We start from the raw sequence: 23,580 nt of genomic DNA, 5'->3' as shown, positions 1-23,580 counted from the left end.
GATGACGCGGTCCTCACACCCAGGTCCGCAGAACCTCCAGATCCGCCCCCAGCAGCACCAGCGCCGCCCGGTGCCTCGGCGCCAGCCGGCCGTAGCGATCCTCCAGCCCCAGGAAGGCGGCCGGGTAGAGCGAGGCCATCCGCAACGCCTCCTCCAGCTCCACGCCCAGCAGGGCCACCGCGTTGCGCACCGCGCCGATCATGTCGATGTCGGCGCCGGCCAGCGTGCCGTCCCCGGTCTCCAGCCGGCCGCCCCGGCGGTGGATGGTCTGGCCATACAGCGTGAAGCCGGTCGCGTCGGTGCCGACCGGCGGCATGGCGTCGGTCACCAGGAAGACCCGCCCGGCTGGCTTGGCGGCCAGCGTCGCCCGCAGCAGCGCCGGATGCACATGCACGCCGTCGGCGATGATCCCGCACCACAGGCGCGGGTCGCTCATCCCGGCCAACGCCAGCCCCGGCGCCCGGTTGACGATCGGCGGCATGGCGTTGAACAGGTGCGTCACCCCGCGCAGCCCCCGTTCGGCCGCCTCCGCCACCCGCTCGACACTGGCGGCGGAATGGCCGGCCGACAGGAGCACGCCGCCGGCCGAGAGCCGCGCCAACGCGTCGTCCTCCACCCGCTCGGGCGCCAGCGTCACCAGCACCCGCGCGCCGGGCGCCCCCGCCGCCAGACCGGTCAGGAAGGCGATGTCGGCCGCGTCGGGCGCGCGGATGAAGCGCGGCTCATGCACTCCCGGCCGCTCCGGGCTGAGGAAGGGGCCCTCCAGATGGACGCCCAGCACGCCGCTTCCCGGAATCGCCGCGGCGGCCAGCGCGGCGCGGGCCGCCTGCTCGGTCCGCGCGCGGTCGTCGGTGATGAAGGTCGGCAGCAGCCCGACCGTGCCCGAGCGCCGCAGCGCCGCCGCGATGGCGAGCGCCGCCTCGACCGTCGGCCGGTCGTTGAACAGCACCCCGCCCGCCCCGTTCACCTGCGCGTCGATGAAGCCCGGCGCGAGCAGCGCCTCGTCCGGCAGCCGCAGGATCTCCGCATCGGGCTCCCGCCCGGAGGGCAGCAGGTCGAGGATCCGCCCCTCCCCGATCAGCAGCCCATGCCCGTCGAGGATCGCGTCGCCGGTGAACAGCCGGCTCCCCACCAGAAACCGCCGCGTCATACCATCGGCCTCCCCTTGCCAGCCAGTCCGGCCCCCATCCCCGCCGTCGTCGCCGGCCGGTCGGGAGCGGGCACGGCGCAGCGGGCGATCTCCGCGACCAGCAGCCTGCGGTCGATGGGTTTCGGCACATAGCCGCTCATCCCGGCCGCGCGGCAGCGGGCGACGTCCTCGGGGAAGGTGTTGGCGGTCATCGCCACGATGGGGATGCGGTTGGCCGGCGGCGCCATGTCGCGGATGGTCCGCGTCGCAACCAGCCCGTCCATCACCGGCATGTTGACGTCCATCAGGATCAGGTCGAAGGGATGGCGGCGCACCGCCGCGACCGCCGCGGCGCCGTCCTCCACCGCGACCACCCGGTGGCCGAGCTGCTTCAGGATGGTGACGATCAGCAGGCGGTTCATCTCGACGTCCTCGGCGACGAGGACGCGCAACGCCTCCACCGGAGCCTCAGCGGCGGACGGCGGTTCGGACAGCGGTGCGGACGGCGGCGGTCCAGCCGGGAATGGTCCGGGCGGCGGCGGCGCGGCGACCGTGCGGTCGGGAACGGGCATCGCCGCCGCTTCGCCCAGCGGGCGCAGCCCGTCGAGCCGCTGCTGCAACTCCGCCGGGTCATAGGGCTTGGCGATCTGGTCGTAGCCGGCCTGGGCCACGTCGTCGGCGACCACCGCGTGCGCGGCGAAGCCGGAGGCGAGCAGCACCGGCAGGCCGGGCCGCAGCCGCCGCGCCTCGCGCGCCAGCTCCGCCCCGTTCATGCCCGGCGGCATCACGATGTCGGTGAACAGCAGGTCGAGCGGCTCGGGGCTGCGCAGCACCACCAGCGCCTCGTTGGCGTTGACGGCGCCGACCGCCCGATGGCCCCAGCCGCGCAGCAGCGCCAGCCCGCTCTCGCGGATGGTCTGGTCGTCCTCGACCATCAGGATCGACAGCGGAGCCTGCGCCCGCTCCGCCGGAGCGCCGGAGGTGCGGCCCCGCTCGTCGGCGACCCGGCCGGGGGGGAACCGGACGGCGGCGGTGGTGCCCTGCCCGACCGTGCTGGACAGCGCCAGCGTGCCGCCATGCAGCTCGACCAGCCGGCGGGTCAGCGGCAGCCCCAGCCCGGTGCCCTCGATCGGCCGGGTCGCGTCGTTCTCCACCCGCCCGAAGGCCTGGAGCACGCGGCCCAGATCCTGCTCCGCGATGCCCATGCCGTTGTCGCGCACCTCCAGCCGCAGGCCGCCGCCCGGCTCCAGCGCCGTCTCCACCGACACCCGGCCGCCGGCCGGCGTGTATTTCACGGCGTTGGTCAGCAGGTTCAGCAGGATCTGGCGGATGCGCTTGTCGTCGCCGCGCAGGTAGCGGGCCTTGGGATCGACCGACGCCGACAGCGCGATGCCGGCCCGCCCGGCGCGCGGCGTCAGCAGCCGGACGGCAAAGGTCGCCGCGTGCTCCAGGTCGACGGTCTCCTCCTCCAGCACGAGCTGCCCGGCCTCGGCGCGGACGTTGTCGAGGATCTCGTTGATCAGCTCCAGCAGATGCTGGCCGCTGTCGCGGATGTTCGCCGCGAAATCCTTGTAGAAGGGGTTGGCGATCGGCCCCTCCGATTCCCGCGCGATCAGGTCGGCGAAGCCGATCACCGCGTTCATCGGCGTGCGCAGCTCGTGGCTGAGGCTGGCCAGGAACTCGCCCTTCGAGCGGTTCGCCGCCTCGGCCGCCTGCCGGGCGTCGTGCAGTTCGGCCTCCATCGCCTTGCGGGCGGTGACGTCGCGCTCGACGCTGACGAACTCCAGCGGCGCGCCCCAATCGTCGGCGACCAGCCGCACCGCGCTCTCGATCCACACCCAGTGGCCGTCGGCGTGGCGCATGCGGTAGGTGGACTTCATCGTCGGGCTGGTGGGCGTCATCCGGCCCAGCCCGTCCGCCACCGCCGCGCGGTCGTCGGGATGGATGCGCTCGACCAGCGGGCGGCCGACCATCTCCCCCGGCTCGCAGCCCAGGCTGTCGCGCACCGCCTCCGAACAGAAGCGGCGAACGCCGTCGATCCCGATGCGGCTGATGACGTCGGAGACGCTGCGCGCCAACAGGCGGTAGCGCGCCTCGCTCTCGCGGATCGTCCGCTCGGCCTCGTGGCGGCGGGTGATGTCGCGCGCCCCGACCGACACCATGGCGATGGCGCCCGCGGAGTCGCGGATCGGCACCTGCGACACCTCCCAGAAACGGGTGACGCCGTTGCGGGTCTCCTTGTCCTCGAAACGGATCGGTCCGCCGGAATCGAGGCAGGCCTGAAGATCGGCCGTCAGCTTGGCCGCCGCCTCGGGCGGCAACACGGCGTCGAGCGGCTTGCCCTGCGCGCCCTCGGCCTCGATGCCGAAGGCCACGAAGGCCGCCGCGTTGCCGCGTTGCAAAAGGAACGAGCCGTCGGGGGCAACGCGGGCGATGAACAGACTGTCGGCGGAATGGTCGAAGACGGCACGGAACATCGCCTCGCTCTCCGCCAGCGCGCGCTCGTCGGCGACGCGGCGGTGCTCGCGCGACAGCATGGTGCCCAGAAGCGCGATGCCCAGCACCGTGAATCCGGTCAGCGGCAGGGCGATGACCCCCAGCGTCGCCCGCACCAGCTCCTGGGACGGCAGCAGCAGGAAGCCCGCCAGCGTCAGCGGGCTGACCAGCAGGCCGAAGAGCGCCAGCCGCCACAGGCCGGGCTCCGCCCCCTTCCGCCGCAGGACCGGCGCGGCCAGGGAGGCCACGACGGCGGTCAGCCCCAGCCCGAGCAGACCGGTCGGCATGCCGGTGCCGCCCAGCCACAGCCGGTAGGCTCCCCCCAGGGCGGCCGAGACCGCCGCCGCCGGCCAGCCGCCGAACAGCCCGGCAAGCGCCACCATGACGTTGCGCAGATCGACGATCACGCCGTCGGCCACGGTGGCGGCGTCCATCATCGACAGCACCGTCGCGGCACCGAACAGCAGCCCCGACAGCAGGCGGAACGGCCGGCGTCCGCCGAACCGGCGCAGCAGCAGCCGGTAGGCCAGCAGAACGAGCGCCAGCAGCCCGACACCGTGCGCGAGGGCGACGATCATTCCCATTCCCATGCCCCCCTGCCCGATCGGCCACCCGGTGAAGGACGCCATTGTCCACTGATCCGCAACCCACATCTACCCAGACAATCGCCCAAGAAAAAGAATCAATTATCCGTATTCTCCGTCGGGACGTGACGGTCGCCGGCTCAGTAAACGGCCGGCGGCCGCATGATCGGCGATGCTCGCGCGGAAACACGCCGAAACGCTTGCGGCGGCGCGATGCTTAGGCATGATGAAGGCGCCGTGCCGGTGAAAGCCATACGGTGATATGTTTTTGGTTGGAATCGTCCCCCGTCCCTTTTTCGAAGGCTTCGGAATGTTGCTGGAGGTCCTGTCTCGAAGCCTTGTCGCACGGACGACGACGGCGGCGGTGCTGCTGGTGTCGGTGCTGATCGCGGTGCCGATGGCGGTGCTGATCCAGGCCGACGTGCGGGCGACGCAGGCCGAGCTGGTGATCCGCGCCGAGCTGGCGACCAAGATCGTGCTGGACGACGCGGCGAACGCGCTGTGGGACCTCGACCCGGAGGAGGCGGTGACGGCGCTCGCCCCGCTGCGCTCGATCGACGCCTTCGCCGAGGCGGAAATCCTGGGAACCCGCGGCGAGCGCTTCGCATTCTACCGCAAGCCCGACGCCCGGCCGGTGACCGAGGACTCCTCGACCACCGCCACCGTACCGCTGGAGCACGCCGACCGCAGCGGCACCCGGCGCGCCATCGGGACCCTGCTGGTGCGGCTGGACGCCACCCAGACCAACACGGCGATCCGCGAGGATGTCCTGCTGCTGACCGCGGTCGGCGCCGGCATCCTGCTGCTGGTCATCATCGGCGTGGTTTGGGCGACGCGCGGCGTCACCGTGCCCATCGCCGGCATGACCCGCGCCATGTCGGATCTGGCGGCCGGCGACGTGTCGGTCGAGGTTCCGGGACGGCACCGCGACGACGAGATCGGCCGCATGGCGGCCGCGCTGCGCACCTTCCGCCAGAACGCCATCGATCTGCGCGCCGCCAAGGAGCGCGCCGAGCAGGCGGTCGCCTCCAAGGCCAAGTTCATGGCCGCCGCCAGCCACGACCTGCGCCAGCCCGCCCAGTCGCTGCTGATGCTGAGCGCCATCCTGCGCCGCAACGCGACGAGCCCGGAAACCGCCGATTCCGCGCGCAAGATCGAGCAAGTGGTGATGACGCTGAAGCAGCTTCTCGACGACCTGCTGGAGGTGTCGCGGCTCGACGCCGGGGGCGTGACGGCGACGATGGGCGTCCACGACATCGGCGACCTGTTCCTGGCGCTCGACGCCCAGTTCGGCCCGGTCGCCCGCAACAAGGGGCTGGCCCTGGCCGTGTCGCCGCTGCACGGCGGCGTCGTCACCGACCGGGTGCTGTTCCTGCGGCTGCTCGGCAACCTGATCGACAACGCCATCCGCTACACGGCGGCCGGCTCGGTCCAGCTCGTCGGGCTGGAGGCCGGCAGCCAGATCGTCGTCGAGGTGCGGGACAGCGGCATCGGCATCCCCGAGGACCGGCTGGAGGCCATCTTCGAGGAGTTCCACCAGATCGGCAACCCGGAGCGCAACCGCGACAACGGCATCGGGCTCGGCCTGTCGATCGTCAAGCGGCTCTCCACCGTGCTGAACCATCCGGTGAAGGTGCGTTCGGTGCTCGGAAAGGGATCGGTCTTCTCGGTCGCCATCCCGCTGGCCGCCGAACCCGCCAAGCCGCCGGAGCTGGAGAGCGTCCGCATCGACGGCGCCGCGTCCGAGACGGCGCCGCCCGCCGACGTCGCCGTGCTGGTGATCGACGACGACAGCTTCGTCCTGAACGGGCTGACCCAGTTCCTCACCGACGCCGGACGCCGGGTGCATGGTGTCTCCACCGTCGCCCGCGCGCTGGATGACCTGCGCGACGGGGTGATCCGCCCGGACATACTGGTCGCCGACTATCACCTGTCGGCGACGGAGAACGGAATCGACTTCATCACCCAGGTGTGGTCCCTGCTGGAAGCCCGCGTCCCCGCCATCCTGATTTCCGGCAGGCTCGACGGGGAGGTGATGCGGCGGGCCGGCGACCTCGGCATCGCCGTGGTCGCCAAGCCGATCCTCCCCGACCGCCTCTCCACACTCATTGGTCAGATGGCCAAGCGGGAAAGACCTCTGTCGGTGGCCCAACCTTCGAAGTAGCCCTCCTGATAAGGGTAAACCACTAAGATTGGATACCTTGTTGATGTCCTAAAAATAGCGCAGGCTCCGCATGCGCCATTGCTCCAGCATCTGGAGCGGCATCCGGATGCCAAGGCCGGATGCCGGCAGGAACAACCACGGAGGACACGTGATGCCCATCCAGGCCAAGACTGACGCGCAGCGGGTTCGCGATATCATCGCAGGGTTCGACTTCGGTTACGTCGTGACCCGCGCCGTCGCGGCCGGCATGAGCGACCGGACGGCCGCCATCGCGCTGGACCAGCTCAAGGATTTCCTGCTGGCCTGCGCCGAGCATCCGGAGATGGACATCGTTCCGCCGTCGGCGGCCTGCGACGACCTCTGGCACGAATTCATCGTCGCCGACACCCGCGCCTATGTCCGCTTCTGCGACGCGGCCTATGGCGAGTATCTGCATCACAACGGCGTCACCGTGGCGGCCGACCGCATGGCCGCCGCCCGCCGCGACAGCGCCCGCCTGTTCGAGGCCCCGGCCAACGCCGACTGCCTGCGGGAGGCCAAGGGCGCCGACTGTCTGCGCGAGGCCAAGCCGGCGGATTGTCTCCGTGAGGCCAAGACCGTGGATTGTCTGCGCGAGGCCAAGAGCGCCGACTGCCTGCGGGAAGCCAAGCCGGCGGACTGCCTGCGCGAGGCCAGGAGTGCCGACTGCCTGCGGGAAGCCAAGCCCGCGGATTGCCTGCGCCAAGCCGAAGGCCCCAGCCACGCCGCCTGACGCCCCACGCCTCCCAGGGGAGGCGGCAAGGGGCCAAACGCAGCACACCCCTGCCCGCTCGCGCGGCGCAGGGGTTTTTTGTTTTTCCGCCCCCTGCCCCGCGTCCACCCGTTCCCCCGATCCGGGCGCCGTTGCTCAGGCGAAGTTCATGCCGCCGAACGGGGTGATGAAATTGTCGCTCAGGGCGTTGCTGCGCAACGCCACGTAATCCGGAACCACAAGCGGAATCAGCGGCAGATCGTCCATGACGATGCGTTCGGCCACCTTGTAGGCCGCCGCGCGCTGCTCCGAATCCGCCAGGGCCATGGCCTTCTCGACGAGCCCGTCGAACTCGGGACTGGACCAGCCGACCGGGTTGAAGCGGCTGCGGCTGGAGAACAGCTCGTCCAGGAAATTCATCGGATCGGGGTAGGTCGCGGTCCAGCCGAACAGGAAGGCGTCGTAGTCGCGCCGCCGCGAGCGCGCGATGAACTCCTGCCGGGGCGCCATCACCAGCTTGGCCGGGATGCCATGGTTGTTCCACTGCGACACGTAATAGACGAACTCCCGCCGGTATTCCGGCAGGACGTTGACGGTGAAGGGCTCGATGCCGCGCCCGTCGGGATGGCCGGCTTCGGCGAGCAGCGCCTTGGCGGCGTCCGGGTCGTAGGCCAGGGGCTCCAGCCGCTCGTTGGCGAGCAGGGCCGGCGGCACGACGCCGTTGTGAACCCGCGCCACCCCGCGGAAGAAGCGCTCGGCCATCGCCTCGCGGTCGATCAGCAGCGACATCGCCCGGCGGACGCGGGCGTCGCCGAACGCCTTCACGCGGCGCGGGTCGAGCGCCACCGCCCGCATCTGCATGCGCGGGCAGGAGATCAGCGCCCGCTTGAAACCCGGATCGTCGATAACCGCGCGCAGCGCGTCGGTGTCGACGAAGGAGAAATCGATCTGGCTGTCGTTGAACAGCGTGATGCCGTCGTTGCCGATGCCGGTCGCCAGGAAGGACACGCGCTCGAAGGGCAGGGCGCCGCCGCGCCAGTGCGGGCTGGCCTCGACATCGACCCGGATCCCTTCCGTGCTGCCGGTCAGCCGGTAGGGGCCGGTTCCCGCCGACATCGTCCGGTACCAGGCCGGGCCCGCCTCGGCGATCGCTTGGGTGTCGAGGATGTTGAAACGGGCGAAGGGGAAGGTGGCGCAGGGCTCGTCGCAGACCACCTCCAGAGTGAGATCGTCGACCACGGTGACACCGCGCAGGTCGGTGGCGGTCCGTTCGCGCAGCTCGCGAAAGCCCTGGACCTTCGACAGCGCGAGCACGGCGAAGTTCGCTCCCTCGGTCGCCAGAGCCGCTTCGAAGGTGCGCTTGACGTCGCGCGCGGTGAAGGGACGCCCGGTGTGGAAGCGGACGCCGTCGCGCAGGCGCAGCCGCCAGCGGGTCGCCTGGGCCTCGGCGTCCCAGGATAGCGCCAGACCGGGCAGGACCCGGCCGTTCGGGTCGATGCTGGTCAGGCTTTCATACATGGAGCCGAGGATCTGGCGCGCCACCAGATCGTTGACGGTCAGCGGGTTGAGTGAGGCGGGCAGGGACTTGATGCCGATCCGCAGGGCGCCGGCCACGGCGGCGTTCGCCACCGCCGACGGTCCGGCCCACAGCGCGGCGGCCGTTCCCAGCAGACCGAAGAAGTGGCGTCGATGGACAGCCGGCATGTCAGGAGACCATGACCCGTGGACGGAACCATCCTGATGTAGCACGAACGGCCGGCGCGGTCACCTCACCCGCCCACCCGAAACCGGCTTTCGAAATCGAAACACAACTTTCTGTTTGAAAAAACCATCAAAACAACCCTTGCGCGCTTTCGACCTCGAAAGCGGCGGTCACCCTTCCAGAAGGCCGTCGATCCGGTCCCGCAGGGCCCGCAGCCGGTCGCGATGCTCCTTCTGGAGCGCGTCGCCGACGCTGCCGATGGCCGCCAGATCCTTGTCGATGCGATTGATCGCCTTGCCCAGCAATTGCAGCGGCTCCGCCGCCGCGCGGCTCGCCGAGGGGCGCGCGGCGCGCACGGCGCTGACCGTCAACCCGCCGGTGCGGGCCGATTGCCAGAGCGCCCGGATCCGCGCGGGATCCTCGACGAAGGCCAGCTCGACCAGGGCGGAGCGCGACACCGCGTCCGGGTTCGTCCGGTAATCGGCCAGAATGTCCTCGGGCAGGGTGAGCACCTTCAGGCGCTTCGACACCTCGGCTTCCGAACAGCCGACGGCACCGGCAACCTCGGCCTGCGTGTAGCCGTGGGCCTCGATCAGCTGGGTCAGGCCGCGCGCCAGATCGATGGCGTCGAGATCGACACGCTGGACATTCTCGATCAGCGCGATCTCCTCGGGTCGGCCCTTGGTGATGATCGCCGCAATGGTCGGGCGGCCGAGCAGACGGTGCGCCCGCAACCGGCGCTCGCCGGCAATCAGCCGGTAGCGCCCCTTCTCCGCGCCCTCCTGGACCAGCACCGGCTGTTGCAAACCGTGCCGCGCGATGGAATCGGCGAGCGAGCGCAGGGACTCGTCGTCGAACACCGTGCGCGGCTGATCCGGATTGTCGTCGATGGCCGACAGGTCGGCCTCGACCAGCCGGGGCAGCACGCCGCTCAACCCGAACAGGCGGTCGGTTTCGGGGGCGGAGCCGGTATCCTTGGCCTGGAGCACCGTCGCGACGGTCTGGCGGGTCAGCTTCTTAGGCGGCATCGACGGTCTCCCGCAGGCGTCCGGTGGCGGTCAGCAGGGCGGTGGCGATGGCGGCGTAGCTCTCCACGCCGGGGGCGCCGATGTCGGCGTCGAGCGTGATGACGTTGGCCCCCGCCGCCTGGGCGTAGATGGTGGCGCGCGGCACCGGCGGGAACACCCGCCGCTCGGCCCCCCACAGCCGGTTGATGTCCTCCAGCGAGGATTTGTCCTGGGTCTGGCGCGGGTTGACCATGGTCGGCAGGATGCCGAGGATTTCCAGGCGCGGGTTCAGGCGCCGCTGGATCTTGGCCACCGTGTCGAGGAAGGCGCTGACGCCGAGGATGGCGTGCGGCTCGGCCTGGCAGGGCACCAGCACGTAATCGGCGGCGGTCAGCGCGTTGATGGTGACGGCGCCGAGGTTGGGGGCGCAGTCGATGACGATCACGTCGTAGTCGGCGCGCACCCCGTCCAGCAGCTCGGCCAGCGCGGTCTGAGCGTTGGTCAGGTTGCCGGGAAGCTCGGTGTCGGCGCTGGCCAGGGCGATGCTCGACGGCACCACGTCCAGCCCGGCGACGCCGGTCGGGCGGATGACCGCGGAGAGCGGCGCCTTGCCCATCAGCGCGTGGTACAGCACCCGCCCGGCCTCGGTCAGCGCCACCACGTCGGCCTGCGGCACGCCGACATGGACGGTGGCGTTGCCCTGCGGGTCGGCGTCGACCAGCAGCACGCGGTTGCCGGCCCGCGCCAGCAGGAAGGCGAGGTTGATCGAGGTCGCGGTCTTCGCCGTGCCGCCCTTCTGCAAACCGATGGCGATGATCGTGCCGGCGCGCGGCGCCTCGGTCGCCGGACGCTCCAGCGCCAGCAGCAGCAGGCGGCCGAGCACGTCGCGGGGCATGGCCTCCTTGCCGGTTTCCCACTTGCTCAGGCGCTGCTTGTCGTATTTGCGGCCGGTCAGCTCATTGACGAACGCCGCCATCTGCGTCTGGGTCAGGCCGCGCCGTTCCCTCAACGCCTTCAATTCCTCGCCCGTCACCAAAGCCTCCGCCGCACCGCTCAAGTCGGTCGGACACTAGCAAGTCGTCGCCACTGCGGCAACGGGTGTCTACCGGCGTTTCCGTTCGTCACACGGTCTCGTCATACTCGACCTTCGGCGCGTCGATCCAGGAGGGCGCCGGGCCATGGTCCTTGCGCCAGAACAGCACCGGCAGATCGGCGTTCAGCACGCGGCCGAGCACGGCCCCCTGCGCCTTCATCACCTCCTTGTACTCGGCCGCCTCAACGATGCGGACGCCGTAGCCGGGGATGCGGCCGGCCTCCAGAACCGGATTCAGCGCGTTCTTGAACTTGCGCAGGTCGTTGTCCGAGCCGACCCGCTTGCGCAGCGGCTCCAGCGCCATCCAGAAGGCGTTGCCGCGCGCCAGATGCGCCCGCGCGATCTCGTAGAGGCGCTTCTCCACCGGCTTCAGGCCGAAATACTCGTCGTCGTAGCTCAGCAGATTGTGGCCCAGCGCCGCCCGCGCCACCCAGCCGGACAGCGTCAGCTTCAGGCCGCGCACCGCGCGCTCGCCGTCCTTCTTGCGCTGGTACAGCAGCTTGTAGTCGGAAATCCACGAGAAGGCGCCCGTCTCGCCCTCGCCGCCGGTTTCCAGGTTGGTCTTGATCTGGGTGCCCTGAAGCCGTTCCAGCGCACCCTCGATCTTGTCGTAGGCGCTGCCGCCGGCGGTCTTGCCGACGATGCGCTGGAGGTCGCTGGTGGTGAAGTGCAGTTCGCCCGCCTTGGCCGCCGCCTTGCCCTGCTCCATCTTCTCGCGCAGCAGCGAGATGGCGTAGAGCAGCACCGCCTTGTCCCAGATCGTCGCGACGCCGACGTTCTTCGGCGCCCGCACCTCGATGCGCACCTTGCCGTCGTCGTAGGTCGGCAGCGCCTCCACCTTGTCCTTGGACAGGCCGAACAGGCTGTAGACCATCATGTGGCGGTCGTTCTGCACGTCGCCGGTCAAGGGCGAGTCCAACCGCAACGCCAATTGCAGCGGCCGGTCGAGAAGTTCCGCGTGGGTGGCCGCGTGGTTGGTGGTCTGGGTCATGCCGTCTCTCCGCTCGGCCACGGGCGCGGCGACGGGTGCCCGCCTGTGCCCATGGTTCAGATCATAATCGGACAGCCTGCCGCCCTGTTCCACTGCCGAAGCCCAAACGTCGCCGTTCTGCCGAAAGATTCCCGGGGACGGGCCGGCTCCCCATTCCGATCCCCCGCAAGCAACGTCGCCGTTCTGCCAGTTTTTGGACGCCCGCGTCCGCGACGGCCGGGCAGCGGCCGGCCGGCATGCTCGTTCGGGCCGCACCGGAAGCGTCTCCGTTCTGCCGTCCAACGATCCGCCCAATCCCGGCACTCATGGGTAAGTCACTGATAATCATGTGTTTTTGTTACGGAAACATCTCTGGAGACCAGCAAAGCCGACGCAAAACCCTTCGGCACTGGCAGAACGGCGACGTTCCCCGCGCGGCCGGCCGCCCCGATTCTCGGGCGATTCCGGCAGCCCGACTCACCCGCCGCCCGGATTCGGCCGCCATCATTCGGCAGAACGGCGACGTTCGCCTCCCCCGAACGGCGAAAGCCGGCTCCGTCGCTCAAAGAATCTTTCGGCGGAACGGCGACACCAGCGGCCGGATCTTTCGGCGGAACGGCGACATTCGCGATCCGGCCTTGTCGATGAATCCCGATCAAAGCGTTGATTCCCCTGGACTCGCCGACGCCGGACGCCGGCGGATCCGGGACAGGACGCTTTTCGTTAAGACCGTGGACAGGATCGCAACGCCACGTACACATTTCCCACAAGGGGCGGACAACGCCCTTTTTCGGGATTTTTCGCGCCCCGGCCCAGGCCCGCGGCGCCGCAACGGAGACGACGATGAGCTAGTGGAGCAACGCACGCTCCGAAAACACAAAAGGCCCGGATTGCTCCGGGCCCTTCGTGTCGGACGGAGGAGACCGAGGGACACCCGACCACCCCACATCTGGCTGTTTGGCGACTCCATGATGTCAGGGCAGGTGCGGAAAGCCAAGCGGATTCGCGAGAGTCCGCCGACGCCACCCCTTTGTCTCCGTCTCTTCGGATTGGAACGACAAAGGGCTTGTCATGAAGCCGTACATCGAGATGTACCGGCGCTGGACGACCGTGCCCGGTGTCCAGGCCGCCGATATCGCTGTCCTGTCGGCGCTGTACGCGCACGCCGGCGGGGATGGAATCTGCACGGCCACCCAGGGCGAACTCGCCGAGGAGCTGCGGCAGAGCCGTGCCTGGATCAACGCGATCCTGAAGACGCTCCAGGAGCCGCCGGTGGCCCTGGTCGCGGCGCGCAGCCGCCGTGGCTACCGGGGATTCCTCTACGAGCTGACCGGCGCCGCCGACGGAATCTCCGGCACGTCCTGTCAGCCGGCTGACAGCGTCGGCCTTCCCGCTGACTCCCCTAAAGGAACTGGGAATCCTGAATCCTCCTCCTTCCACGGGAGGGGAGCGGGAATGTCGGACGAAGCCTTGCCAACCGATTGGGCTCCGACCGCCGAGGACATCGCCTGGGCCGGAGTCGAACGTCCGGACGTCGACCCCGCCGGCGTGACCGCCAAGTTCGTGGCGTGGTGCCGCAAGGCCCATGGCCGCAACGGCTACCTCCCGGCCGACCCCAGCGCCGCGTGGCGCCGCTGGATCGCCCGCGAACTGGTCGCCCCCGCCGCACCGCCCTCCTCGCCCCGCCGGGATGCCCGTCATGAACGCCGTTTCCACCGCCCCGCCGATGCCTCCGCTGCCCTGCCCCCCGTCACCGGCCCCGCCCATCTCCATCGGGGAGCCGAGCGGAATGGAACCGGGCTGGCTGCCCGCAATCGCGACACCCTCGCTGCCCTCCGCGCTCGTCTCGCTGGCCCGGCTTGAGGTCGCCGATCTGCGGTTCGAACTCCAGGATCGCGCGGTGGCGGAGATCGCCGCCCTGGCCGACCGGGTGGACGCCGCCATCGACGGGCTGGCGCCTTGCATCGGGCTGGACAATGTGCTGACCGGGCTGGAGAAGCTGGCCGAACGCTTCGCCCTGGAACTGCCGGACGCCGACCTTCTGGAGGCCGACGTGGTGGCGATGGCGGAATGGCCGGCGGAGCGCTGGGTGGCGGCCTTCCGCGCCGTCTGGGCCGGATTCCGCAGCGGTTGGAGCCGCTTTCCGACGCTGGGCGATTTCCGCGCGGCGCTCGACGCGGCGCCGATGCCGGCCGTGTCCCGCCGGGTCGGGGATCTGCGCCGCCTGTCCGCGCGCCTGCGGCAGGAGCAGGCTCTACGGCTGCGCACCGAGGAGCAGCGCCGCCGCTCGCGGGAGCGGGAGGAGGAGCGCGCCCGCCGGCAGACCGCCTTGGCGCTGCCCGCGCCGGACAGAAATAGGGCGGATCCGGTCGCCCGAATCCGCCCAAGTCAGGAGAGCTGCAACCGGAGCCCGGACGTGCCGGAAGGGCACCGGTGCTTCAAACCGTCCCCCGGGACGAGCCGGGGAACGGTCCGAACCGTGAAAGCCGGCGATGCGCGGTCAGCCGGCGATGAGGCCGCGCAATTGCCGGTTGGCGACCGCCAGCATGGCCAGATCGATGGCGGGCTGGGCGCGCAGCTCGGCCAGGAGCTGCTCGACCCGCTCGACCACCGGGCGGCGGCGGGCGATCCAGGATTCGACGGCGGCCTCCTCGCCGGCCTCGCTTTCCAGAACGCGGACGGTCAGCGCGCTCTGGTGGGCGAAGAGGTCGTCGACGATGGCGGCGATCGCCTGACGCTGCCAATGGTTGTCGAACTTGGAGCCGCTGGCGCGGTCGCGCAGCCATTCCAGTCCGAAACGCCGGCCCAGCCCGAAATAGACCGAGGCGACGGCGCTGACGTCGCGCCCGGCCCGTTCGGCGATGCGGACCAGATCCGGGGCGGCGGCCAGCACCGGCAGGGCGGCGATCCGGCGGGCCAGATCCTCCGGCACGCCCTGGCCGGTGGCCTCGGTCACGCGGGCGGCGAGCCGGCCGGCCTCCTCGGCGTCGAGCACGCGGTCGAGGCTGGCGGTCAGCGCCTCCACCCCCGGACGGAAGGCGGCGGTCTCGGCCGCCATGTCGAGCGGATGGGCGGCGTGGGCGAGGAACCAGGCGACCGTGCGCTCCATCAGCCGCACCGTGTCGAGCACCAGCGCCGTCTGGAGGGCGGCGGGAACCCGGTTGTCGAGCGCGTCGATGGCGTCCCACAGCGGGCGCAGGGCGAAGACGTCGCGGACGATGGCGTAGGCGCGGGCGACGTCGGCGGGGCCGAGGCCGGTCTTCTCCATCGTCTCCTTGACGAAGGTCGGGCCGACCCGGTTGACCAGGCTGTTGGTCACCTGCGTCGCCACGATCTCGCGCCGCAGGCGGTGCCGGGCGATCGCCTCGCCCTGGCCGTCGCGCAGGGGCTTGGGGAAGTAGCGCAGCAGATCTTCGGCCATCGCCGGGTCGTCCGGCAGATCCGAGGCCAGCAGGTCGTCGTAGAGCGTGATCTTGGCGTAGGCCAGCAGAACCGCCAGCTCCGGCCGAGTCAGGCCGCGACGCTCCGCCATCCGTTCCGAAAGCTCCTCCTCGCTCGGCAGATACTCGATGGCGCGGTTCAGCCGGCCGGCCTTCTCCAGCGACCGGATGAAGCGCGCCTGCGCCTCCAGCGCGGCCGCCCCCTGCGACTGGGCGACGGTCAGCGCGCTGGTCTGCCGGTAATTGTCGGCCAGCACCAGCGCCGCCACCTCGTCGGTCATCGCCGCCATCAGATGGTCGCGCTGTTTGGTGGTCAGATCGCCGCGCCCGACCACGTCGCCGAGCAGAACCTTGATGTTCACCTCATGGTCGGAGGTGTCGACGCCGGCCGAGTTGTCGATGGCGTCGGTGTTCAGCCGGACGCCCTTCTGGGCCGCCTCGATGCGGCCGCGCTGGGTGACGCCGAGGTTGGCGCCCTCGCCGACGACCAGCGCCCGCAGGTCGCGGCCGTCGACGCGCAGCGCGTCGTTGGCCTTGTCGCCGGCCTCGGCGTGGCTCTCGTCGGACGATTTGATGTAGGTGCCGATGCCGCCGAACCACAGCAGGTCGACCGGGGCCGTCAGCAGCCGGCGCATCAGCTCGACCGGGGCGATGTGGCTCTGCTCGATGGCGAAGCGGGCGCGCACCTCGGGCGTCAGCTCCACGGTCTTCACCGAACGCTCGACGATCATCGCGCCCTTGGACAGCTTGGAGCGGTCGTAGTCGGCCCAGGACGAGCGGGGCAGGGCGAACAGCCGGTTGCGCTCCTCCCAGCTCGCCGCCGCGTCGGGATCGGGGTCGAGGATGATGTGGCGGTGGTCGAAGGCGGCGAGCAGGCGGATGTGTTTCGACAGCAGCATGCCGTTGCCGAAGACGTCGCCCGACATATCGCCGACGCCGACGACGGTGAAGTCGGTGGTCTGGATGTCGGTGCCCATCTCGCGGAAATGCCGCTTGACCGACTCCCAGGCGCCACGCGCTGTGATGCCCATCGCCTTGTGGTCGTAGCCGGCCGAGCCGCCCGACGCGAACGCGTCGCCGAGCCAGAAGCCGTGATCGACCGACACCCCGTTGGCGATGTCGGAGAAGGTCGCGGTGCCCTTGTCGGCGGCGACCACCAGATAGGGATCGTCGGCGTCGTGGCGCACCACGTCCTTGGGCGGGACCACCGACCCGTCGGCGGCCAGGTTGTCGGTGACATCGAGCAGGCCGCGCATCAGCAGCTTGTAGCATTCGATGCCCTCGGCCTGGACCGCCTCGCGCGGGGAGCCCGGAGGCGGCGGACGCTTGACGACGAAACCGCCCTTGGATCCCACGGGCACGATGACCGAATTCTTGACCATCTGAGCCTTCATCAGGCCGAGGATCTCGGTGCGGAAATCCTCGCGCCGGTCGGACCAGCGGATGCCGCCGCGGGCGACCTTGCCGCCGCGCAGATGGACGCCTTCCATGCGCGGGGAATAGACGAAGATCTCGACCCAGGGGCGGGGCAGGGGCAGCTCGTCGATGGCGCCGCTGTCGAGCTTGAGGGACAGGTAGGGCTTGGGCTCGCCGTCGGCCGTGCTCTGATAGGCGTTGGTGCGCAGGGTGGCGCGGACCAGCGTGACGAAGCGGCGCAGGATGCGGTCGTCGTCGAGGTTGGTCACTGCGTCGAGCGCCTGGTCGATGGCCTGGAGGATCGGCGCTTCGTCGGAGCGGTCCTTCGGATCGAAGCGGGCCTTGAACAGCCGGGCGATCAGCCGGGCGGTCTGCGGATGGGCGGCGAGCGTCGCCTCCACCGTGTCCTGGGCGTAGGCGAAGCGGGCCTGCTTGAGGAACTTGGCGTAGGCGCGCAGCACCACCACCTCGCGTCCGGTCAGCCCGGCGCGCAGGATCAGCCGGTTGAGCCCGTCATCCTCCATCCGCCCGTCCCACACCGCGGCGAAGGCCTGCTGGAAGATCTCCTTCACCTGGACGCAGTCGACCGGGGTGCCGGTCTGGCTGCGCGCCGAGAAGTCGTGGATCCACACCGGCGGCTCGCCGCCGGCGGCGGTGACGTCGTAGGGCTGCTCGGTGATGACCTTCAGGTCCATGTGCTCCAGCATCGGCAGCACGTCGGACAGCGGCACCGGGCTGCCCTGGTGGTAGATCTTGACGTGAAGCTCGTGCTCCTCCGCCTCCAGCGGGCGGAACAGGGTGATGCCCAGGCGCTTCTGCGCCACCGCCTGCTCGATGCGGCCGATGTCGTGGACGGCGACCTCGGCGGTGAAATCCTCGCGGTAGCCGGCCGGGAAGGCGTCGGCGTAGCGCCGCAGCAGGGCGTTGCCGGCCTCCTCGCCATGGGCATCGACCAGCGCGTCGCGCAGCAGGTCGCCCCAGCTCCGCGCGGCCTGGACCAGCCGCATCTCCAGCTCCTGCACGTCCACAACCGGGATGGCGCCCGGCTCGGTGCGGATGATCAGGTGCAGGCGCGCCAGCGTGCTGTCGGAGAGCTGGGTGTGGGTGGCGGCGCAGGTCCCCTTGTAGGCCGTCTCCAGGAGACCCTGGATCTTGCGGCGCAGGCCGGTGTCATAGCGGTCGCGCGGCACGAAGACCAGGCAGGAGACGAAGCGCTCGAACGGATCCCGGCGGACGAACAGGGCCAGCCGCTGCCGCTCCTGGAGATGCAGGATGCCGAGCGCGGTTTCGAACAGCTCCGGCACCGGGGTCTGGAACAGCTCGTCGCGCGGGTGGGTCTCCAGGATGTTGAGCAGCGCCTTGCCGTCATGCCCCTGCGGGTCGAAGCCGGCCCTCGCCATCACGTCGGCGACCTTGCGGCGCAGGAAGGGGATCTCGCGCGGGCTGCGGTTGTAGGCGACGGAGGTGAACAGCCCGACCGTCAGCAGGGCGCCGACCACCTTGCCGTCGGCGTCGAAGCGCTTGACCAGGATGGCGTCGAGCGGCACGGCGCGGTGGACCGTGGCCAGCCGGGTGCCCTTGGTCACCAGCAGCGGGCGCGGCTGGTGCAGGAAGGCGCGGATCTCCGCCGGCAACACGGCGGCGTGGCCGTGCTCGTCGAACACCGTCACCTCCGGGTCGCGCAGCACGCCGATGCCGCTGCCCTCGACCAGCTCCAGCCAGGGTTCGTCCGGGTTGCGGCCGGGCGCCACGTCGTAGTGGCGGCTGCCCAGCAGCGTGACGTTGCCGGCGTCGACCCAGGTCAGGAAATCGGCGGTCTCCGCCGCGTCGGCCGGGTCGGGCGCACGGGCGCTGTCGTCGCGGGCGGCGCGGACGCGCTCGCGCATCGGCTCCCAATCCTCCACCGCGGCGCGCACGTCGGCCAGCACGCGTTCCAGCCCGTCGCGCAGGCGGGCCAGCGCCGCCGGGTCGGACTGCGGGTCGATCGAGCAGTGCATGAAGGATTCGTCGCGCGCCCACCCCTCCTCGGAGGTCCGCTCGTCGCCCGGCTCCAGCAGCTCCTCCAGCCGGCCGGCCGCGTCGCGGACGACGCGCACCACCGGGTGGATCACCAGATGCACGGTGACGCCCTGGCGGTTCAGCTCCGCCGTCACCGAATCGACGAGGAAGGGCATGTCGTCGTTGACGATCTCCACCACCGAGCGGTCGGACTGCCAGCCATGCTCGTCGAGGCGCGGCGAGTAGACGCGCACGCGGGCGGCGCCGGGCTGCCGCTGCTGCCCCCACTGCCACATCGACAGCGCCGCCCCGTAGAGCTGCTCCGGAGTCGAGCGCAGGAAATCGTCCGGCGGCACGTTGCCGTAGAAGCGCTGCACGAAGCGTTCCGCCCGTGCGTTCGGTACCCGGCTGCGCACAAGCTCGGCCAGCTGCTTGCGCATGTCGCCCGCCAGATCCTTCGTCGCCGTACGCATGATGGTGCTTTTCTCCCAGACAATGTTTTGTCTGGTAGTACCACCGTAACACTGACAATTCGACGACAAATTAACGGCAGTATATCTGACTAATCCGGATTATATAGTGGGAAAAGGCGCTTCCGCCGTAAGATCTTCGACCAATCGCCGGGCATGCGCCGACAACCCGTCGAAGCGGCGCGCGCACAGCAGCAGAACGCGCGGCGCCCACGGGTCGGACAGGGGAACCACCTGGAGCGCCGAGGACTCGCGCGCCCGCAGGGCGGCCATCTCGGGCACGATGCCGATGCCGACGCCGCGCTCGACCAGCCGGCACAGCGCCACCGGCCCGCGCACGCGCACCCGGAAGGACAGGCTGCGGCCGACCCGCGCGGCGAGGCTGTTGAGATACTCCTGCAAGGCGCTGCCGGAGCTGAGCCCGACGAAGGGCTCGTCGAGCACCTCGGCGAAGGCGACCTCCGCCCGTCCGGCCAGCCGGTGGCCGTGCGGCATCACCAGCACCAGCCGGTCGCTGCGGAAGGGCCGGCTCTCCAGCCCGGCGAGATCGGCCATGTCGGCGACGACGCCGAGGTCGGCCAGCCCGGCGGCCACCGCCTCGACGATGGCGTGGCTCGGGCGTTCCTCCAGGTCGATGTCGATGTTGGGGTTGGCGGCGAGGAAGCCGGCCAGCGCGTCGGGCAGGAACTCGTTGATCGCCGCCGTGTTGGACAGCAGCCGGACATGGCCCTTCAGGCCCTTGGCGTACTCGTTCAGCTCGCCGCGCATGCGCTCCAGCTGGTGCAGCACCAGCCGGGCGTGGTGGACGACGGCGCGCCCGGCCGGGGTCGGGCGGGCGCCGCGCCGCCCGCGCTCCAGCAGGGGGATGCCCAGCGCCTCCTCCATCCCGCGGATGCGCGCGCTGGCCGAGGCGAGCGCCATGGCGCTGCGCTCGGCCCCGGCGGTGATGCTGCCGGTTTCGGCGACGTGCAGGAACAGCCGCAGGTCGGTCAGGTCGAAGCGCAAGGCGGGGCATCCGGACGGCGGTGTCTGGCGGGACGTCAGCCTTCGGTATGGCCGAAGGCTGACTGCGCGAAAGCCAGATTGTGGCCTTTCGCCGCATCGATCAAGTTTGAAAGCGGCATCTCACCCAGCCGGGCGACGGATCGGCCAGGGAAGCGAAGGAGGACGTGACATGGCGTTGCTGGACCGGGACGGGCGGGAGGAGCGGGGCGGAACCGGAGAGGTCGACCGCCGCCTGCTGGTGGTCGCGCTGGCGCTCGCCCTGCTGACGCTGCTGGCCGTGCTGGACCTGCACCGCCCGGTGCCGGGCTCGGAACCGCCGGTCGAGGTGCGCATCCCGCCGATGGAGGCGCTGCCGCTCCCTGCGCCGGGCAAGCCCGTCGTTGCATCGAAGCGGATCGATCCGGACGAGCTGCTGGCCTACGATTGAGGGAATGAGTTCGGCCTCGCTTGCCCCCACCCCATCCCTCTCCCGCCCAGCGAGGAAGGGATGGGGAGCTTGCCTGGCCGAACTCTCAACCCCGAACCTCCTCCGGCGGGGTCTCGCTCCCGGCACCCAGCGGCCGTTCCATCAGGACGCTGTCGATCCAGCGTCCGAACTTGTAGCCGGCCCCCGGCAGAAGTCCGGCGGGACGGAAGCCGCAGGCCGTGTGCAGCCCGATGGAGCCGTGGTTGTCGCTGCCGCCGATCACAGCGATCATCCGCCGGTAGCCGGCCGCCTCGCAGATCCCGATCAGCGGCATGAGCAGCGCCCGGCCGACGCCGCGCCGCACCATCCCGGAATCGACATAGACCGAGTTTTCCAGGGTGAAGCGGTAGGCGCTGCGCGTCCGGTACAGCCCGGCGTAGGCGTAGCCGGCGAGCGCGCCCTCGCACTCCGCCACCAGATAGGGCAGGCCGCGCGCCAGGATGTCGGCCCGCCGGCGCGCCATCTCGGCGGCGTCGGGCGGAACCTCCTCGAAGGAGGCGGTGCCGGTCCGCACATGGTGCGCGTAGAGCGCGGCGATGGCCGGCACATCCTCGTCGCGCGACGGGCGGATGATCAGGGACGAAAGGGAAGGGGCGCGGGTCACGGCGGTCAACTCCGAAGGCTCGGTGCGGGACGGTCGGCGGGAAGCAGGGCGGCGCAGGCGGCCGCCAACCCGCCGCCGACGCCGAGAAGGGCGAAGCCCCAGCCCCAGGCGGAGCCCGAACCGGCACCGGCGCCGTCGAGCACCAGCCCGACCGCCAGCGGCGCCACGCCGCCGGCGCCGAAGCCGAGGATGGAGCGCACCGCCAGCGCCGCCCCCAGGCTGCCCGGCTCGACCGATTCGGTCATCGCGGTGGACAGCACGGGCGAATCGCCGAGCGCGGAAAAGCCGTAGAGGGCGGCGACCGGCAGGATCAGCCAGACCGGCAACGCCGCCATCCAGCCGATGGCGAGCGAGCAGGCGGCGCCCAGCAGCCCCATCGCCAGCAGGACGGCGCGCCGGCCCAGCCGGTCGGACGCCCGTCCCATGGTCAGCGACGACAGGAAGCCCGACAGATGGATGGCCCCGGCGATCCACAGCCCCTGGATCGCGGCCCCTCCCGCGGTGCCTCCCGGCCCGGACAGCGTGGCGGTGAGGAAGGCCGGCAGCCACGCCCACATGCCCAGCAGTTCCCAGCAATGGGTCGTATAGCCGGCGGTCAGCAGGAAGGAGCGGCGGTCGGACAGGAAGCGGAAGGCGCCGCGCAGGCTGCCCGCCCGTTTCCCGGCGACGAGGTTGGGGCGTCCGCGCAGGCCGGGCAGGGCGGTCAGCAGGGCCAGCAGCGGCCCCAGCCCGCAGGCGATGAAGGCGGCCTCGTAGCCGAAGCGGTCGCTCAGCCCCGCCGCCAGAGCGATGGAGGCGAAGTAGCCGAGCGACCCGGCGCCGAGCAGCCAGCCGACCGCCGCCCCGCGCCGCTCCGCCGGCACCCCCTGGGCCACCAGCATGATGGAGGGGGCGTAGGTGCCGCCCTGCGTCGCGCCCAGCAGGGCGAACAGGACCAGCCCGCTGGTGGCGTCGCGCGCCAGGAAGGCGAAGGCCAGCCCGGTCAGCGCGGTGGCCCAGCTCGACCACAGGAAGACGCGCTTGGCGCCCAGGCTGTCGGCGAACCAGGAGGAGAGCACCAGCGACAGGGCGTAGCCGATGTTGAAGGCGGCCTGGATGCCGCCGGCCTCGCCGCCGGACATGCCCCAGGCGTTCATCGTTGGGATCAGCGCCCCGGCATAGACCATGAAGGCCAGCGAGGATCCGAAGCGGCTGGCGCAGAGCAGGATCAGCCAGAGAGGTGTGGGGGGGTGGGGGGGCGCGGGCGTCTTGGTCATGCCCCAGCTTCGTCGGGGGAGAGTTGAAAGGCAAATTTATTGATCTGATGAAGATCATAAGGAAAACTGTGGGTATGCGCGGCCTGAACCTCGACCAGCTCCTGACCTTCGCGACCGTGGTGGAGCATGCCGGCTTCACCGAGGCCGCCGTCCGGCTCGGCCTGACCCAGCCGGCGGTCAGCATGCAGATCCGCAACCTGGAGGAGCGCTTCGGCGTCCGCCTGATCGAGCGGGTCGGCAAGCGGGCGCTGCCGACCGCCGCCGGCCGAGACCTGCTGCCCTTCGTCCGCCGCCTGCGCGACGAGGCCGACGCGGCGGTCGCCCGCATGATGAGCCACCGGGCCGGCGCGGTCGGCCGCGTGCGCATCGGCACCGGGGCGACCGCCTGCATCTACCGGCTGCCGCCGCTGCTGGCGGCTCTGCGCGCCGACCATCCCGGTCTGGAGATCATCGTCGTGACCGGCAACACGCCCGAGATCCTGGATTCGGTGGAGGCCGGAACGCTCGACCTCGCTCTGGTGACTCTGCCCGCCGTGCGTCCCGGCCTGTCGATCGAGCCGGTCCGCGTCGAGGAGATGGTCGCCGTGGACGCGCGCGCCGGCGGTTCGGACGGCGTCGCCATATCCCCGGCGGAGGTCGCCGCCGGCCCGCTGATCCTCTACGAGCGCGGCGGCACCATGCGGGCGGTGATCGACGCCTGGTTCGTCGCCGGCGGGGCGCGGCCGCGCCCGGCGATGGAACTCGGCAACGTCGAGGCGACCAAGCATCTGGTCGCCGCCGGGCTCGGCCGCTCGATCCTGCCGGCGGTCACCGTGGCGGGGGAGGGCGACCGCGAGCGCTTCGCCGTCCGTCCGCTGTCGCCGCCGCTGACCCGGACGCTGGGGCTGGCGCTGCGCCGCGACAAGGTGCCCGATCCCGGTGTCCGCGCCCTGGTGAAGGCGATCGCGTCCATGGCGTGAAGGGGGCGCGGCGCCCTTGCCCACGGCGCCCCGAGATGATCCGACGAGATATCGCCTTTGGGCGAGTTTACAGATCCTTCCGAGCTTGCGC

At 70.8% G+C, this 23,580-nt stretch carries 15 protein-coding genes; 5 read left to right on the top strand and 10 right to left on the bottom strand.

What is annotated here, in order from left to right:
• Positions 1-13: 13 nt before the first annotated feature.
• The gene (gene nagA / locus JN22_RS13910; protein WP_085554462.1) at positions 14-1,150 is read right to left on the bottom strand and encodes an N-acetylglucosamine-6-phosphate deacetylase; all 1,137 of its coding nucleotides are present in this window, start codon (positions 1,148-1,150) and stop codon (positions 14-16) included.
• Positions 1,147-4,203 (bottom strand): response regulator, encoded by a 3,057-nt coding sequence (locus tag JN22_RS13905; protein WP_223677709.1) that lies wholly within the window; start codon positions 4,201-4,203, stop codon positions 1,147-1,149. Before JN22_RS13905 ends, nagA begins: the two co-directional genes overlap by 4 nt.
• Before the next feature lie 316 nt (positions 4,204-4,519).
• On the opposite strand from JN22_RS13905, the gene JN22_RS13900 reads away from it, so the two are divergent.
• Entirely contained in the window at positions 4,520-6,373 is a 1,854-nt protein-coding gene (locus tag JN22_RS13900) for a hybrid sensor histidine kinase/response regulator (protein ID WP_085554461.1), read from the top strand.
• Positions 6,374-6,524: 151 nt separating this feature from the next.
• Positions 6,525-7,124, top strand: coding sequence for a glycine-rich domain-containing protein (locus JN22_RS13895; RefSeq protein WP_085554460.1), 600 nt, complete (start codon positions 6,525-6,527; stop codon positions 7,122-7,124).
• 135 nt (positions 7,125-7,259) lie between these two features.
• On the opposite strand, the gene JN22_RS13890 is transcribed toward JN22_RS13895, so the two are convergent.
• The 4 genes from JN22_RS13890 to JN22_RS13875 form a co-directional block, all read right to left on the bottom strand.
• On the bottom strand, positions 7,260-8,807 hold the full coding sequence (locus tag JN22_RS13890) for an ABC transporter substrate-binding protein (RefSeq protein WP_085554459.1): 1,548 nt from the start codon (positions 8,805-8,807) through the stop codon (positions 7,260-7,262).
• A 168-nt stretch (positions 8,808-8,975) separates the two neighbouring features.
• Entirely contained in the window at positions 8,976-9,833 is an 858-nt protein-coding gene (locus tag JN22_RS13885) for a ParB/RepB/Spo0J family partition protein (RefSeq protein ID WP_085554458.1), read from the bottom strand.
• A complete protein-coding gene (locus JN22_RS13880; protein ID WP_085554691.1) occupies positions 9,823-10,845 on the bottom strand; it encodes an AAA family ATPase in 1,023 nt (340 codons plus the stop codon). The genes JN22_RS13885 and JN22_RS13880 overlap by 11 nt, the downstream gene beginning before the upstream one ends.
• Positions 10,846-10,933: 88 nt before the next feature.
• Entirely contained in the window at positions 10,934-11,896 is a 963-nt protein-coding gene (locus tag JN22_RS13875; protein WP_085554457.1) for a replication initiator protein A, read from the bottom strand.
• 1,050 nt (positions 11,897-12,946) lie between these two features.
• Between JN22_RS13875 and JN22_RS13870 the strand changes: the two genes are divergently transcribed.
• A complete protein-coding gene (locus JN22_RS13870; protein WP_085554456.1) occupies positions 12,947-13,738 on the top strand; it encodes a MarR family transcriptional regulator in 792 nt (263 codons plus the stop codon).
• Positions 13,739-14,375: 637 nt separating this feature from the next.
• On the opposite strand, the gene JN22_RS13865 is transcribed toward JN22_RS13870, so the two are convergent.
• Together JN22_RS13865 and JN22_RS13860 are read right to left on the bottom strand one after the other, a co-directional pair.
• Positions 14,376-19,202: an NAD-glutamate dehydrogenase gene (locus JN22_RS13865; RefSeq protein WP_085554455.1), complete on the bottom strand. Its 4,827-nt coding sequence runs from the start codon at positions 19,200-19,202 to the stop codon at positions 14,376-14,378.
• A gap of 99 nt (positions 19,203-19,301) precedes the next feature.
• The gene (locus JN22_RS13860; RefSeq protein WP_085554454.1) at positions 19,302-20,204 is read right to left on the bottom strand and encodes a LysR family transcriptional regulator; all 903 of its coding nucleotides are present in this window, start codon (positions 20,202-20,204) and stop codon (positions 19,302-19,304) included.
• A 169-nt stretch (positions 20,205-20,373) separates the two neighbouring features.
• Here JN22_RS13860 and JN22_RS13855 point away from each other — a divergent pair, with 169 nt between their 5' ends.
• A complete protein-coding gene (locus JN22_RS13855; RefSeq protein WP_085554453.1) occupies positions 20,374-20,631 on the top strand; it encodes a hypothetical protein in 258 nt (85 codons plus the stop codon).
• 85 nt (positions 20,632-20,716) lie between these two features.
• Here the strand turns inward: JN22_RS13855 and JN22_RS13850 are convergent, their stop codons facing one another.
• Both JN22_RS13850 and JN22_RS13845 read right to left on the bottom strand, forming a co-directional pair.
• Positions 20,717-21,274 (bottom strand): GNAT family N-acetyltransferase, encoded by a 558-nt coding sequence (locus JN22_RS13850; RefSeq protein ID WP_143268325.1) that lies wholly within the window; start codon positions 21,272-21,274, stop codon positions 20,717-20,719.
• A gap of 5 nt (positions 21,275-21,279) precedes the next feature.
• Positions 21,280-22,530 (bottom strand): MFS transporter, encoded by a 1,251-nt coding sequence (locus JN22_RS13845; protein WP_085554452.1) that lies wholly within the window; start codon positions 22,528-22,530, stop codon positions 21,280-21,282.
• Between the two features lie 74 nt (positions 22,531-22,604).
• Here JN22_RS13845 and JN22_RS13840 point away from each other — a divergent pair, with 74 nt between their 5' ends.
• Positions 22,605-23,489 (top strand): LysR family transcriptional regulator, encoded by an 885-nt coding sequence (locus tag JN22_RS13840; RefSeq protein ID WP_085554451.1) that lies wholly within the window; start codon positions 22,605-22,607, stop codon positions 23,487-23,489.
• Positions 23,490-23,580: the final 91 nt, after the last annotated feature.

The sequence above is a fragment of the Azospirillum agricola genome (assembly GCF_020005195.1).
In the GTDB taxonomy this organism is placed as follows: domain Bacteria; phylum Pseudomonadota; class Alphaproteobacteria; order Azospirillales; family Azospirillaceae; genus Azospirillum; species Azospirillum agricola.
The sequence above is the reverse complement of the archived record's forward strand: the minus strand, read 5'-3'. Positions and strand labels throughout refer to the sequence as shown.

Excerpts from the sequence above, each read along its gene's own strand:
- nagA (WP_085554462.1), bottom strand. The coding sequence starts at position 1,150 with ATGACGCGGCGGTTTCTGGTGGGGAGCCGGCTGTTCACCGGCGACGCG.
- JN22_RS13905 (WP_223677709.1), bottom strand. The coding sequence starts at position 4,203 with ATGATCGTCGCCCTCGCGCACGGTGTCGGGCTGCTGGCGCTCGTTCTG.
- JN22_RS13900 (WP_085554461.1), top strand. The coding sequence starts at position 4,520 with ATGTTGCTGGAGGTCCTGTCTCGAAGCCTTGTCGCACGGACGACGACG.
- JN22_RS13895 (WP_085554460.1), top strand. The coding sequence starts at position 6,525 with ATGCCCATCCAGGCCAAGACTGACGCGCAGCGGGTTCGCGATATCATC.
- JN22_RS13890 (WP_085554459.1), bottom strand. The coding sequence starts at position 8,807 with ATGCCGGCTGTCCATCGACGCCACTTCTTCGGTCTGCTGGGAACGGCC.
- JN22_RS13885 (WP_085554458.1), bottom strand. The coding sequence starts at position 9,833 with ATGCCGCCTAAGAAGCTGACCCGCCAGACCGTCGCGACGGTGCTCCAG.
- JN22_RS13875 (WP_085554457.1), bottom strand. The coding sequence starts at position 11,896 with ATGACCCAGACCACCAACCACGCGGCCACCCACGCGGAACTTCTCGAC.
- JN22_RS13870 (WP_085554456.1), top strand. The coding sequence starts at position 12,947 with ATGAAGCCGTACATCGAGATGTACCGGCGCTGGACGACCGTGCCCGGT.
- JN22_RS13865 (WP_085554455.1), bottom strand. The coding sequence starts at position 19,202 with ATGCGTACGGCGACGAAGGATCTGGCGGGCGACATGCGCAAGCAGCTG.
- JN22_RS13855 (WP_085554453.1), top strand. The coding sequence starts at position 20,374 with ATGGCGTTGCTGGACCGGGACGGGCGGGAGGAGCGGGGCGGAACCGGA.
- JN22_RS13845 (WP_085554452.1), bottom strand. The coding sequence starts at position 22,530 with ATGACCAAGACGCCCGCGCCCCCCCACCCCCCCACACCTCTCTGGCTG.
- JN22_RS13840 (WP_085554451.1), top strand. The coding sequence starts at position 22,605 with ATGCGCGGCCTGAACCTCGACCAGCTCCTGACCTTCGCGACCGTGGTG.